At 74.5% G+C, this 13,626-nt stretch carries 13 protein-coding genes; 4 read left to right on the forward strand and 9 right to left on the reverse strand.

Annotation, left to right across the window (positions count from 1 at the left end; translation table 11 throughout):
- Positions 1–33: 33 nt before the first annotated feature.
- On the reverse strand, positions 34–2,280 hold the full coding sequence (locus tag ACTYVM_RS22690) for a serine/threonine-protein kinase (RefSeq protein WP_445527699.1): 2,247 nt from the start codon (positions 2,278–2,280) through the stop codon (positions 34–36).
- A 274-nt stretch (positions 2,281–2,554) separates the two neighbouring features.
- Between ACTYVM_RS22690 and ACTYVM_RS22695 the strand changes: the two genes are divergently transcribed.
- From ACTYVM_RS22695 to ACTYVM_RS22705, 3 genes are all read left to right on the forward strand, one after another.
- A complete protein-coding gene (locus ACTYVM_RS22695; protein WP_445527700.1) occupies positions 2,555–2,779 on the forward strand; it encodes a hypothetical protein in 225 nt (74 codons plus the stop codon).
- 232 nt (positions 2,780–3,011) lie between these two features.
- Positions 3,012–4,148: a PP2C family protein-serine/threonine phosphatase gene (locus ACTYVM_RS22700; protein WP_445527701.1), complete on the forward strand. Its 1,137-nt coding sequence runs from the start codon at positions 3,012–3,014 to the stop codon at positions 4,146–4,148.
- Between the two features lie 194 nt (positions 4,149–4,342).
- On the forward strand, positions 4,343–5,149 hold the full coding sequence (locus ACTYVM_RS22705; RefSeq protein WP_445527702.1) for a YhjD/YihY/BrkB family envelope integrity protein: 807 nt from the start codon (positions 4,343–4,345) through the stop codon (positions 5,147–5,149).
- Between the two features lie 136 nt (positions 5,150–5,285).
- Here ACTYVM_RS22705 and ACTYVM_RS22710 read toward each other — a convergent pair whose 3' ends face one another.
- Complete coding sequence (locus tag ACTYVM_RS22710; protein WP_445527703.1) at positions 5,286–5,873, reverse strand: rhodanese-like domain-containing protein; 588 nt, start codon at positions 5,871–5,873, stop codon at positions 5,286–5,288.
- A gap of 99 nt (positions 5,874–5,972) precedes the next feature.
- Here ACTYVM_RS22710 and ACTYVM_RS22715 point away from each other — a divergent pair, with 99 nt between their 5' ends.
- Entirely contained in the window at positions 5,973–6,260 is a 288-nt protein-coding gene (locus tag ACTYVM_RS22715) for a metal-sensitive transcriptional regulator (RefSeq protein WP_100571206.1), read from the forward strand.
- 52 nt (positions 6,261–6,312) lie between these two features.
- On the opposite strand, the gene ACTYVM_RS22720 is transcribed toward ACTYVM_RS22715, so the two are convergent.
- The 7 genes from ACTYVM_RS22720 to ACTYVM_RS22750 form a co-directional block, all read right to left on the reverse strand.
- Positions 6,313–7,059, reverse strand: coding sequence for a sulfite exporter TauE/SafE family protein (locus ACTYVM_RS22720; RefSeq protein WP_445527704.1), 747 nt, complete (start codon positions 7,057–7,059; stop codon positions 6,313–6,315).
- Positions 7,056–7,448 carry a rhodanese-like domain-containing protein gene (locus ACTYVM_RS22725; protein WP_445527705.1) on the reverse strand — a complete coding sequence of 131 codons (393 nt, stop codon included), beginning with the start codon at positions 7,446–7,448 and terminating at the stop codon, positions 7,056–7,058. The genes ACTYVM_RS22720 and ACTYVM_RS22725 overlap by 4 nt, the downstream gene beginning before the upstream one ends.
- Complete coding sequence (locus ACTYVM_RS22730; protein WP_445527706.1) at positions 7,445–8,830, reverse strand: rhodanese-like domain-containing protein; 1,386 nt, start codon at positions 8,828–8,830, stop codon at positions 7,445–7,447. Before ACTYVM_RS22730 ends, ACTYVM_RS22725 begins: the two co-directional genes overlap by 4 nt.
- Positions 8,831–8,955: 125 nt before the next feature.
- Complete coding sequence (locus tag ACTYVM_RS22735; RefSeq protein WP_445527707.1) at positions 8,956–11,340, reverse strand: glycoside hydrolase family 65 protein; 2,385 nt, start codon at positions 11,338–11,340, stop codon at positions 8,956–8,958.
- Between the two features lie 7 nt (positions 11,341–11,347).
- On the reverse strand, positions 11,348–12,223 hold the full coding sequence (locus ACTYVM_RS22740; RefSeq protein ID WP_445527708.1) for a universal stress protein: 876 nt from the start codon (positions 12,221–12,223) through the stop codon (positions 11,348–11,350).
- A gap of 156 nt (positions 12,224–12,379) precedes the next feature.
- Positions 12,380–13,105: a CBS domain-containing protein gene (locus ACTYVM_RS22745; protein ID WP_445527709.1), complete on the reverse strand. Its 726-nt coding sequence runs from the start codon at positions 13,103–13,105 to the stop codon at positions 12,380–12,382.
- 73 nt (positions 13,106–13,178) lie between these two features.
- Positions 13,179–13,619 carry a pyridoxamine 5'-phosphate oxidase family protein gene (locus ACTYVM_RS22750; RefSeq protein WP_445527710.1) on the reverse strand — a complete coding sequence of 147 codons (441 nt, stop codon included), beginning with the start codon at positions 13,617–13,619 and terminating at the stop codon, positions 13,179–13,181.
- Positions 13,620–13,626: the final 7 nt, after the last annotated feature.

Here is a 13,626-nt window from a genome sequence, read left to right on the forward strand (position 1 = left end):
AGGGTGCGGGGCGCGGTCGGCGGGGCCCGGGGCCTAGGGGCCGTCGGCCGCTCGCTGCCCGCGCAGGACGGCGACCCTGCGGTACAGCTCGACGGCCTCCCCGCCGCGGCCGAGTTGTTCCAGGCAGTGGGCCTCGTCGGTCCGGCCGGCCAGGGTGTCGGGGTGGCCGGCGCCCAGGACGCGTTCCCGGGCGGCGGCCACGGCGCGGTACTCGGTGAGCGCGTCGGCCCAGCGGCCGAGCCAGCCGAGGCTCACGGCGACCTCGCGGCGGCTGACGAGGGTGTCGGGATGGTCGGCGCCGAGCACGCGCCCGCGGACGGCGCACACGTCGCGGGACTCGGCGAGGGCCTCCTCCCAGCGGCCGAGCCGGCCGAGGTTGACCCCGAAGCCGTGGCGGGCGCGCAGGGTCTCGGGGTGCGCGGGGCCGTCCACCCGGGTGCGGTCGTAGATCAGGGCGCGGTACAGCCGGAGCGCCTCGGCGCTGCGGCCGAGGCGGCCCAGGCTGATGCCGACCTCGTAGCGGGCGGCCAGGGTGTCGGGGTGGTCGGCGCCGAGCGCCCGGGCGCGTGCCTCGGCGACCTCGCGATAGGTCTCCAAAGCCTCCAACCACCGGCCCAACTGACCGAGCACGTAGGCGACTTCGAACCTGGTGACCAAGGTGTCCGGGTGCTGCGGCCCGAGCACCCGGGCGCGGGCGGCAGCGACCTGGCAGGCCATGCGGTAGGAGTCGTCCAGGCGGCCCAGCCGGCTGAGGCTGAAGGCGAGGTTGTGCCGGCAGCGCAAGGTGTCGGGATGGTCCGGGCCCATGGTGCCCTCGCGTGCGGCGAGCACCGCCGCGTACACCTGGTGCGCGTCGATGTGGCGGCCCAGGCGGCCCAGCACGTACGCCATCTCCTGGCGCACGGCGAGCGTGTCCGGGTGGTCGGCGCCGAGGGCCCCGATGCGCGCCTCGGCCACCTGCTTGTACGCGCGCAGCGCTTCGGCGGCGCGACCGGTGCGGCTGAGGCTGAAGGCGAGTTCGTAGCGGCTGGCGAGGGTGTCGGGGTGGTCCGGGCCGAGGAGGCGGGCGCGCTCGCCGGCGACCGCGCGGTGCGCCTCGCCCGCCTCGGCCCAGCGGCCGAGCCGGCCCAGGCTCAGGGCCGCCTGGTGCCGGTCGGTCAGCGTCCTGACGGCCTCCGGCGGCGCGGCGGGCCGCCCGCCGGTCACCTGCGCGGCCTCCGCGGGACCGTCGGAAGCGGTGCGCGGGATCCAGTCGTCGGACAGGCCGGCCGCCGCGTCCGGGAGTGCGGCGCGCGCCGCCGCCCCGGCGGCCTGGTGACCCGTGGTCATGCCGCGCGTCCACGACGGCAGGCGCGCGTCGCGGCCGGCCGGCTCGGACGGCCGGGGCCGCGGGAGCGGGGTGACGGCGGTGGGCGCGTACCGTGCCGCCGCCGTGCGGCCGGCGATGATACGGCGGCTCAACTCGTGTGCGTCGCCGGGTCGTTGCTCAGGCAGTTTGGCCAGCAGGTCGAGGATGACCCGCTCTAGGTACTCGGGGAGCTCGGTACGGCGGCGACGCGGCGGCTCCGGCGGGGTGTCGCGGTGGCCGACGAGGATCCCCCAGGCGTCGTCGAGGTCGAACGGCGGTGCGCCGGTGGCGAGTTCGTAGAGCACGCAGCCCAGCGAGTACAGGTCGCTGCGCTGGTCGACCTCGGTTCCGCCGATCTGTTCGGGCGACATGTAGTGCGGGGTGCCCATGGCGACGCCGGTGCCGGTCAGCCGCGAGGTGAAGCCGATGTCGTGACCGAGCCGGGCGATGCCGAAGTCGCAGATCTTCACCGTGCCGTCGGTCAGGCGCATGATGTTCGCCGGTTTCAGGTCCCGGTGCACGATGCCCTGTTGGTGGGTGTAGGCGAGCGCGGACGCGACCTGTTCGGCGATCTCGACGATGTCGGGCACGGCCAGGGGTCGGTGGTCGTTGTCCTCCAGCACCTGTCCGAGATTGCGGCCGTCGAGCATCTCCATCACGAGGTAGAGCACGCCGTCGAACTCGCCGAAGTCGTGGACCACGGTCACCCCGCGGTGCTGGAGCGCGGCGGCCACCCGGGCCTCGCGCCGGAACCGCTCGCGCAGCACGCGGGTGAAGGACGGGTCGTGGTGCGCGCCGGGCGGCTTGAGGCACTTCACGGCGACATGGCGGCCCAGCGACTCGTCCCGGGCCCGCCAGACCTCCCCCATGCCGCCCCGGCCGATGGTGTCGAGCAGCCGGTAGCGGCCCTGGATCAGCATGGTGTCCGACATCTCGCGCCGCCGCCCCCGTCGCCGTGTACCCCGCCTCCGTGTACCCCGCCTCTCCGGGCCGTGGCCCGCCGCGCGGACCCCCCTGGCCCCGTCCCGGCGCGGGCCGGGTCCGCGGGGAGCCCCTTGTCCAGTATGGCGATCCGTCGCCCGGCTTTGTACGGTCCGGGACGGACTCGTGGACCGCTCCGGTCCGCCCACCAGCCCTGATGCAGACTCCCCCAGGGGTGGTGAAAATGGGCGACGTACCTGTTTCCCAAGGGAAAGGGAGCCAGTTATGCGACAACGCATCACACGCGCACTGGCCACCGGCCTCGCCGCGGGCGTCATGATGGGCGGAGCGGCCATGGCCTCCGCGGCCCCCGCGTCCGCGGCCCCCGCCAAGAGCACCACCTCGTACTCGACCGCGCGCCACTGTCACAAGGTCGGGGGACACTTCACGCACCGCCACGGCAAACGGGTCTGGGTCTCGTCGCACTGGGTCTGCACCAGGAGGCGCTGAGGCTCTGCGGCACCACCGGCGAAGGACGGCCCTCCTCGTCCACGGGCGAGGGGGGCCCGGGCATGTCGGCGGCAGGGTGTGCAGGAGGCGGCCGTGCTCCCGGTGTGCCTGTTCACGGCGGCGGCGCGACGATGGAAGTGCCGGTGTGGTGAGGGGCTCGACGCGGCCGGCCTGATCCCGTGGCCGCACGGTGGCGGGAGGAACGGCGGGCCGCCAGGAGGTGGTGGTCTCGTTGCACGGTCGAAGCCGCGGCCCGGAGCACTGGACCGTGATGTGGTCCCACCCTCGGGTCATCGCCGGGGGGCTGATGCTGCTGCCCGTCGTGCTGCTGGTGGTGGACAAGGCCATCGGGCCCGGCATCAGGCTGGCCCCCCTGACCGTGGGTGCGCCCGCTCTGGCGGCGGCGTTCTGCTCACCGTCCGGTGTGCTGGCCGTCACCACGGTGACCGTCGCCTGCGTGGTGCTCTCGGCGAAGGTGAACCTGCTGGTGGGCTGGACGAACTTCTACGTCCAGCTCACGACGCTGGTGCTGATCAGCCTGGGCGCCGTGGGGGCCAGCTGGATCCGCGGGCGCAGAGAGAGCGAACTGGCGCGCACCCGCGCGATCGCCGAGGTGACCCAGCGCGTGCTGCTGAAGCCGCTGCCGCCGCGCCTGGGTGGTCTGGCGCTGGCCTCGGTCTATCTGGCGGCCGACGAGGACGCCGCCGTCGGCGGGGACCTGTACGCGGTCGCGGACCTGGGAGGGTGCGTGCGGATCCTGGTCGGCGACGCCCACGGCAAGGGACTGGCGGCGCTGGAGACCGCGAGTTACGTGCTGAGCGCCTTCCGCAGGTCCCTGCGCCGGCGCGGTCCCCTGTCCGCCATGGTCGCCGATCTCGAGGAGGACTTCAGAACGGACCTGCGGGACGCGGTGGCGGCGCGGCCGGACGCTCCCGGCACGCCCTTCGCCCTGGAGGAGTTCGTCACCGCCGTGGTCCTGGAGATCCCGGAGAGCGGTGACGGCCCCACGCTCGTGGCCAACCTCGGCCATCCGCCTCCCCTCCTCATCGACGGCGGGCGGGTCGTCGCCCTCGATCCCACGTCCCCCGCGCCGCCCCTCGGGCTGGGCGATCTCGGCCGCGCCCACCCGCACGTGGACGAGGTGGACTTCCCGTCCGGCGCCACGCTGCTCCTCTACACCGACGGTGTCATCGAGGCCCGCGACCAGTACGGCGACTTCTACCCCCTTGCCGAACGGCTTCCCGGCTGGACCCGGCTCAGGCCGCAGGCGCTGGTCGAGGCCATCCACACCGACCTGCGGCGGTACGTGGGCCGAGGACTGGGCGACGACGTGACCATGGTGGCGGTGCGCCGGGAACGCCCACCCTAGGACGCCGTCCGTCGTCACCTTCCGGCCTGCCCGGGTGCGGCCGGGCGGGCCGGTCGCGATGATGGGTATGCGCGGGCCGCGCGCCGGTCACGCGGGACCCGGAGAGGAGACGTCGTCGCCATGTCACGCCCCACCCCGTCCCCTCCGGCGCCGGGCGGCACCGGGCACCGGGACGGGCGCTCACGGCGGCCGAGTTGAGCGAGCGGGAGTCCGCCGACCGCCCGACGACACACCTGGGGTGGGCCGCTGAGCTCTACCGGCGTGGCAAGCGGCTGGAGCTCATGCACCGGGCGATGGGGTTCGCGACGCTCTCCCTGGTCACCCTGGCCCCGTTGCTGATCGTGGTGGCCGCGCTCGATCCGCTGCACCACGGCGGCTTCGCGTTGTGGCTGGTGGACGGCATGGACCTGTCCGGCCGGTCCGCCGACGTGCTCTCGGAGGTCTTCAGCCCGGCCCGAAAGGTGGCGGGCAGCACCAGCGTGTGGGGTCTGGTGCTGCTGGCGGTGTTCGGCGTGTCCTTCGCGTCGAGCGTGCAGAACGGCTTCGAGCGGGTGTGGCGGCTGCCCGCCGGGCCGTGGCACCGGATCTGGCGGCAGGCCGTCTGGCTGATCGCGCTCATGGTGTACCTGTACGTGCAGGTGCTCACCCGCACCGTGTTCGACGGCACCTACCGCATGGTGCTGAGCGTGGGCATCGGCGTGCTGTTCTTCTGGTGGGGCCCGCACTTCCTGCTCGGCCACCAGGTCCGCTGGCGGCTCCTGTTCCCCGGCGCCGTCGCCACCATGGTGGGCCTGGTGGGCCTGCGGGCCTTCTCGTTCCTGGTGTTCACCCCGCTGATCGTGACCAACGCGTTCAGCTACGGCGCCATCGGCACCATCCTGGTGGTGGAGTCCTGGCTGGTCGGCGCGGGGTTCGTCGTCTACGGCGGCGCGCTGGTCGGCCATCTGTTCTGCGACCGCATGGGACACCTGCTGGAACACGAGGAGGGCCCCGACGAATGAGTCCGCGCCGCACGGGAGGCGCGCGGCGCGCGTCCGACGAGCCGGCGGGCGCCGTCGCCGGGGACGCCCGAGGTGGGAGCCGGTGGACCGGGGCGGCCGGTGGCGGTGAGCGAACCGGCCGGCCGCCCGGCCGGTCTCACCGGCTGCGCAGCGTCTCGAGCGTCGCGTCGAGCCGGGCCGGGCGCGGCCGGTTGTGGGGGAGTTTCGCGAGCAGGACGGCCATGCCGCAGGTGTCGGTGAGCGCGGAGAAGACCAGTCCGCCCGCCACACCCGCCGACAGGATCAGGAAGGCCGGGTGGACGAACGCTCCGAGCACCACGCCGAGCAGCACCAACGTTCCGGCGGTGAATCGCACTTGGCGTTCCATGCTCCAGCCGGCCGAGGTCTCGCAGGCGGTCGGCCGGTGCAGCTCGTGACCCGCTGACGCCCAGGCCCCGGTGCCCCCGACGAGGGTGGCGGAGCCGACGCCGTGCCGGGCCAGGTACACGCAGGCCTTGGCCGAGCGGGCACCCGAGGCGCAGACGACGAGGATCTCGCCGCGCCCCGCCGCGTGCCGGATCTCGGGCAGCGCCTGCTGGACGCGGTCCAGCGGGATGTTGAGAGCGCCGGGGAGGTGTCCCGAGGCATACTCGCCGGGCGTGCGCACGTCGATGACGGTCAGCTCGTCGAGCCGGGTGCGCGCGTCCTCGACGGGCAGGGAGACGGGGGTGGAGGGAACGGTCACGGCAGAACGGGTCCTTTCCGGTAGGTGCAGGTGGGGTGGTCGACGGCGTCGTGAAGACGGACGTACAGTACCCCCAGGGGTATTTTGCGAGGAGTGATCGTGGAACTGGAGCTCGAGGGCGCGGATCTCAAGGCCGTGCTGAACCGGTTGCGCCGGGCGCAGGGCCAGATCTCCGGGGTGATCCGGATGATCGAGGAGGGGCGGGACTGCGAGGAGGTCGTGACGCAACTCGCCGCCGCCTCCCGCGCCCTGGACCGCGCCGGTTTCGCCATCATCGCCACGGGCCTGCAGAAGTGCGTGGCCGACATCGAGGCGGGGCGGACGAACGGCCAGGACCCCGCGCAGATGCGGGCCCGTATGGAGAAGCTGTTCCTGTCGCTGGCCTGAGGGCGGCGGCCCGCCCCCGTACCGGTACGGAGGTCCGGTCGGTCGGCGCGCATCAGGTGACCGCGTCGGTGAGCATGAGCACCGCCACCGCCAGCAGCACCAGGGCGAAGATCCGCTGCAACGCCGTCCCGGACACCTTGGCGGCCAGCCGCCTGCCGTCCCACGCCGCGAGCACCGCGGCACCGGCGAACGGCGCGATCACCGCCCAGTCCAGCCCGTCGACCGTACCGGCCCGCAGCGCCAGCGCGGCCAGCGAGTTGACGGTGATGACCAGCAGGCTGGTGCCCACGGCCGCGCGCATGCGCAGGGAGAGCACGCCCACCAGGGCGGGCACGGCGAGGAAGCCGCCGCCGACGCCGAGCACGCCGGTGACCGCGCCGAGTCCGGCGCCGGCGGCCGCCGCCCGGCCCGGCCGGACCGGACGGTCCGCCTCGGACGCCGGGCGCCGGCGCAGCATCCGGGCCGCGGCGAGCGCCGCGACCAGCGCGAAGGCGGCGGTCAGCACGGCGTCCGGGATCCGTCCGGCGATCGCGCCGCCCAGCATGGCCGGGCCGACGCCCGCGGCGGCGAACAGCAGACCGGTACGCCAGCGCACCTGGCCGTCGCGGGCGTGTGCGACCAGCGCGGTGGCCGAGGTGACGGTGACGATGACCAGGCTCGCGGTGGTGGCCGCGACCGGGGTGAAGCCGAGCAGGTAGATCAGGGCGGGGACGGCCAGGACGCTGCCGCCGCCCCCGAGCGCGCCCAGCGCCAGGCCGATGACGGCCCCGGCGGTCAGGGCGAGGAGCAGAGTACTCACGCGATCGTGCCGTCCCCACCGCACTGGTCGACCACCGGAAGTCCGGCCCGTACCCAGTCCCGCATCCCGCCGATCACGTCGACGGCGTCGGCGCCCCGGGCGGTCAGCAGTTCCGCGGCCCGCTGGGAGCGGACGCCGGAGCGGCAGACGACGACCAGGAGCCGCCCGCGCGCCTCGGGCGGCACCTCGGCTCCCGAGGCGAGAGCGCCCAGGGGCAGGTGCAGCGCGCCGGGAGCGTGTCCCGCGCGCCATTCCCGTGCTTCCCGCACGTCCACGAGCACGGCGCCGCCGGTTCCGCCGCTGTGTGTGCCGCCGGCCGGGGCGTGGCCCGTGCGTGCGGCGGCCTCCACCGCGGTGACACGGGTGGGACCGTGGCGCGGCGGACTCATCGGCACGGTTCCTCCCCTTCGGTCCGCACGGTGAGTCCGGCCTTCTCCGCGGACTCGAACCCGTCGTCCACCGCGACCACGTCACGGCCCACCGCGTCGAGCAGGGAGGCGGCCACGGCGGCGCGCATGCCGCCCGCGCAGTGCACCCACACCTGGCCGTCGGGGACCTCGTCGGTCCGCCGGTGCAGTTGGTGGACCGGGATGTGCACCGAGCCCTCGACGAAGCCCCCGGCCCGTTCGGAGTCGCGCCGCACGTCGAGGACGACGACGCCCTGTGCGGGATGCCGCTCGGCGAGGTCCGCGAAGGTGGCCCGCGGGAAGGAGGCGGGCTCCTCGCCCGGGCGGAGCCAGGCGGTCGGCCCGCCGGTGGCCGCGGCGGCCGGGCGGTCGATGCCGACCCTGGCCAGCTCGCGCTGCGCGTCGGCCAGTTGCGCGGCCGTCGCGGCGAGCAGTGTCACCGGCTTGCCCCAGGGCACCAGCCAGGCCAGGTAGGTGGCGAGCTGGCCCTCGGCCTCGAAGTTGAACGAGCCCGCCACGTGCCCTTCGGCGAAGGCCACCCGGTTGCGCAGGTCGACGACCCACTCCCCCGCGGCCAGCCGGGCGGCTATCTCCTCGGGGTCGGCGAGGGCGGGCGGGGTGAGGTCGACGGGGGCGGGTCCGGCGGCGTTGGCCGGCCCCATGTGCGTGTAGTACGCGGGGATGTCGTCCAGGCTCGCGAGCAGGTCGGCGACGAAGGTGTCGACGTCGCGGGTGAGCGCGTCGTTGACCACGCGCTCCCGGCCGATGGTCGTGCTGTCGCCCTGCGTCTGGCCGGAGGAGCAGAAGCTGCCGAAGCCGTGGGTGGGCAGTACCGCGGTGGCGTCGGGCAGTGCGTCGGCGAGCCGGTGGGCGGAGGCGTGCTGGGCGCGGGCCAGGCCCTCGGTCAGCCTCGGTTCGACCAGGTCGGGACGGCCGACGGTGCCGATCAGCAGCGAGCCGCCGGTGAACACGGCGAGGGCGCTGCCGGCCTCCCGGAGGACGTACGAGGTGTGGTGGGGGGTGTGCCCCGGGGTGGCCAGGGCGTGCAGGGTCAGCCGGGCGTCGTCGTCGACGGTCACGGTGTCGCCGTCGCGGACGGGGGTGCGCGCGAAACCGACGCGGGCGCCTTCCGGGACGAGGTAGTCGGCCCCGGTCAGGCGGGCGAGCTCCAGGCCGCCGGAGACGTAGTCGTTGTGCACGTGCGTCTCGACGACGTACGCGATGCGCACTGCGCGCCGGGCCGCCGCCGCCAGCACCCGGTCGACGTCCCTGGGCGGGTCGACCGCCACGGCGGTGCGCTCGCCTCCGGCCAGGTAGCTGCGGTTGCCGAGCCCTGCCAGCTCGATGGTCTCGACGAAGAACACAGGACGCTCCCTTCCTAGCGAAGAATTACCCCCGGGGGTATCTACACCGACAGTAGCACGAGTACCCCCCGGGGTATTTCCGCGCGGTTCCGCGACAGCGGTGCGGGACGGTCCCGGAACGTGGTTCAGTCGGGCAGCACCAGGGCGCACGTCTCGCCCGGCTGGACGCTCACGGCGCGGTCGGCCAGGCGCACGTCGATCGGCGAGCTCGCGGAGTCGGGCACGGCGATCCGGATCAGGCCGTGCTCCAGCCGCAGCCGCACGCCCCAGTGACCCCGGTAGCGGATCGAGACGCCGTAGGAGGACAGCTCCGGCAGCGGGGCGGGGTCGAGCCACAGCGCGCCCTCACGGGTCTCCAGACCGGTCAGTCCGCGCTGCACGAGGTCGAGGGTGCCGCCCATGGCGCCGAGGTGGATGCCCTCGCCGGTGGTGCCGCCCTGGACGTCGGCGATGTCGCTGCGCAGCGCCTCCTGGACGTAGGTCCACGCCTCGGCACGGCGGGCGCGGGCCAGGACCCAGCCGTGCACCAGCCCGCTGAGGGTGGAGCCGTGGCAGGTGCGGGCCAGGTAGTAGTCGACCGTGCGCCGCCACAGGTCCTCGTCGAAAGGGTGGCCCAGGCGGCCGAGAAGCACGCACAGTTCGGCCGGGGAGAAGAGGTAGCCGAGCATGAGCACGTCGGCCTGCTTGGACGCCTTGTAGCGGTTGACGCTGTCGCCCTCGGCCTCCAGGATCCGGTCCAGGCGGCGGATGTCGCCGTAGCGTGCGCGGTAGCCGGCCCAGTCGAACTCGGCCAGGTCGGCGTACCCCTCGAACTGGCTGATGACGCCGTCGTGGAAAGGCACGTGCAGCGTGCGGGAGACGTGCTCCCACTGGTCGAGCTCGGCGCCGTCCACGCCGGTGCGCTCGACGAGTTCACGGCGACGCGGCTCGGGCAGGAGGCGCAGCACCTGGAGCGCGCGGTCGAGCACCCAGGCCGCCGTGACGTTGGTGTAGGCGTTGTCGTCGAGACCGGGCCGCTCGGCGTCCGGGTAGGCGTCGTGGTACTCGTCGGGGCCCATGACGCCAAGGATGCGGTGGTGTCCCAGACGTTCGTCCCAGGTGGCCGAGTCGGCCCAGAAGCGGGCGATCTGGAACAGCGTCTCGGCGCCCCTGGTGTGCAGGAACTCCGCGTCGCCGCTCGCCTCGCAGTACCGCCACACGTTGTAGGCGACCGCCGAGCCGACGTGGTGCTGGAGGTGGGAGTGGTCCGGCAGCCAGCGGCCCGAGCGGGGGTTGAGGTGCAGCCGCTGGGTCTCCTCCCGGCCGTCGCTGCCGCTCTGCCACGGGAACATCGCGCCGCGCCGACCGACCGCGCGCGCCGCCGAGCAGGCCCGCTCCAGGCGCCGGTGCCGGTAGTGCAGCAGGGCGCGGGAGACCTCGGGGAAGTGCAGGTTCAGATACGGCAGGACGAACAGCTCGTCCCAGAAGACGTGACCGCGGTAGGCCTCGCCGTGCAGTCCGCGGGCCGGTACGCCGACGTCCAGGTCGGCGGTGTGCGGGGAGAGGGTCTGGAGCACGTGGAAGAGGTGCAGGCACAGGATGCGTCCCGGCTCCCCGGGGACGTCGATGGCGGCCCGGCGCCACAGCCGCCCCCAGGTCGTCCGGTGGCCCTCCAGCAGTTCGGCGAAGCCGGGCGCCGCGACCACCCGGTCGATCGCGGCGTCCAGCGGGTCGCTGATCGCCAGGTCGCGGGAGGTGTGCAGGGCGGCGGTCTTGTCCAGGGTGGCGGTCAGGCCGGGCGCCAGACTCAGACGTACCTCCTGGATCGCGCGCGGGTGCTCGTGCCGGGCGCCGACCCGTCCTGCCGACCGGTCGGCGGTCAGCCGGGCGGCCAGGCCGATCCGGACGTCGGAGGTCCGGGTCCGGCAGCGCAGCCACACCGTGTCCGGGGTCGCGGTGCCGGTGTGCACCTGGGTGAGGTGGCGGCCGTCCAGGTCCTGGTAGCGGCGTACCCCGGCGTTCGTCACGCCGCCGTCGAGCGCCGCCTCCACCTCCAGGTCCGCCGGGCCGCTCTCGACGGTGAACTCGGTGCGCAGGGCCGCCAGATACGGGTCGGCCATGTGCACGATCCGCTGCTGGCGCACGGTCAGCGTCCGCCCGTCGCCGAGCCCGTACCGGGTGCGGCGCTCCAGCACGCCCGGATCCAGGTGCAGGACCTGGTGGTGCTCGAGGACCGGCGTCGTGTCCGGGGTGATCCAGGCCCCGCCCGCGAGGCGGAAGCGCAACGGCAGCCAGTCGGGCAGGTTGACCAGGTCCTCGTTCTCGACCTGGCGGCCCGCGACGTGGGAGACGATCCGGCTGTAGCAGCCGGCCAGGTAGGTGCCCGGGTAGTGCACTTCGTCCGCGGCGCACTCCGGCAGGGCTCCGCGCGTGGCGAAGCGGCCGTTGCCCAGGGTGCACAGGGCCTCCCTCAGCCGCTCCTGCGCGGGGTCGTAGCCGTCGTACGCCCAGGTGCGCGCCGTCGCCGCCACCGCGCGGTCACGTCCGCTGCGGTACGACGGCCACCGGGCAGTGCGCGTGGTGCAGAAGGGTGTGGGCCGTCCGGCCCAGCTGGAGACCGAAGTGGCCCTCCCTGCGCCGCACCCCGACGATCACCAGGTCGGCGGCGGCCGAGCGGTCCACGAGCACCCGGTGCGCCGGGCCCTCGACCGTCGCGGGACGCACCCGCACCGCCTGGTGCTCGGGCGCCGGCTCGCGCAGCAGCTCCTCCAGCACGGCGGCGGCCCGCTCCTCGTGCCGGCGGGCCGGCTCGTCGGCGAGCTGCGGGTTGCCGACGCCCTCGTGCACGGGGCGCCGCCAGGTCCGTACGACGTCGAGGACGCAGCCGCGCGCCTCGGCCTCCCGGAACGCGAACCGCACGGCCTCGTGCCCGGTGTCGGGGTCACCGGCGGCGAGCAGGATCCGCTCGTGGGTGCCGGCCAGGCCCGCCCGGTCGCCGCGGACCACGACCACCGGGCAGTGCGCCCGGGCCGCCACGGCCAGGCCGACCGAACCCAGCAGCAGCCCCTTCAGCTGGCCCCGGCCGCGAGAGCCGGTGACCAGCAGGGAGGCGTTGGCGGCCTCGTCCAGCAGCGCGGAGACCGCCTCCTGCGGAAGGATCTCGGTGGACACCTTCACCCCCGGGTCGTGCCGCTGGGCCCGCTCCGCCGCGGAGCCGACGATGTGCTCCGCCATCACCTGCTCCGAGGGGCGCCCCACGGTCCCCGACGGCGCCGCGCCCTCGTACCGCTCCCACAGGGACGCGTACACCAGGCGCAGCGGCAGCCCGAACCGGGCGGCCTCGGCCACCGCCCAGTCCACCGCCGCCAGGCTCGGGTCCGACCCGTCGACACCTACCACCAGGGGCAGTTCCACCGACCCCACCGCCTTCCACCCCGGGCTGCCACCTCCTGCGACAGCGCGTCCCGCTTTCACCGTCGCATCCGGCACGGCACGGCGCGAGAGCGGTCCGGTCCGTCCGAAGGCCGTCCGGCCCCCACCGCGGCGGCGGGCGGCCCGGTCCGCGCGCCGTCAGGTCTCGGGTCCGGTCCCCGGGGCGCGCGACGGGGACCGCTCGTCGGCGAGATCGGGTTCCAGAAGGGGACGGCGGCGTGGTCCCGTGAGGTCGCACCGGACGTCCACCACGCCCTCGACGCCGCGCGCCAGGCGGATGGCGAGCGGTACCCGGGAGGCGTCCGGGACCCGGCCGGTGAGAGTGACCACGCCCTCGCGCACCGCCACGCCCACCGACTCCGTCAGGAACCCGGCGGCGACGACCCGGCGGCGGACCTCCCCGGCGATGTCGTCGTCGCCGCGGAGGAACACCTTGAGCAGGTCGGAGCGGCTGACGATGCCGACGAGCACGCCGTCGTCGCCGACGACCGGCAGGCGTTTGACGCCGTGCCGGGCCATGAGGCGTGCGGCCCGGCCCAGGGGGGCGGCGGGGTCGACGGTGACGGCCGGGGTGTTCATCAGCTCCTCGGCGGTCACCGCCCGGGCCTTGGCCGAGCGCGAGCCGGCCACGGGCCGCGGCGGCCCGCCCGGCAGGGCCGGGTCGTTGTCGCGCAGTTCCTCCTTGCGCAGCAGGTCGGCCTCGGAGACGACGCCGAGCACCCGGCCCCGGCCGTCCAGCACGGGCATCGCGCTGACGCCCCACTGCTCCATGGTCCGCACGATCTCCTTGAACATCGCTCCACCGGCCAGGGCGACGACGGTCGGGGTCATCACGTCGCCGACGGTGTACTGGGAACCCTGCATGGCGTCCTCCGGCGCGGACTCGAAGCTCGAAGAGGGAAGCCCGAAGAGCGGGCTCGAAGAGGGGGCTCGACGGTCAGACGAAGGGGTCCAGGCCGTACATGCTGCGGCCGCCGACGAGTTCCCGGCCCGTGACCAGTTCCGGTTCGATGCGGACGAAGACCACCTGCGGCGAGGGCACCCAGGAGCGCGGGCCGCTGTGGACCAGTCGCCGGTGCTCGGCGGGGTCGGTCACCCGCGAGGCCGGGCCGGTGACCACGACGCTCCAGCCGGAGTGGGCGACCGCGTCCACCTCGTCGGCCTCGAAGGCGACCACCGCGCCGTCGATCGCGCGGACCAGTTCGGAGGTGGCCGAGGTGCACAGCAGCACCGCGCCGTCGTCGTCCAGGGCGAAGTTGACCGGGAGCACCGCGGGCAGGGCGTGCCGCGTATGGACGATACGGCCCACCGGCGCCTTGGCCAGCAGCCGCAGGCACTCCTGCCGCCCGAGCTCGCGGAACCCGTCGTTGCGATACATCAGTCAT

Source organism: Streptomyces cyslabdanicus (genome assembly GCF_052663305.1).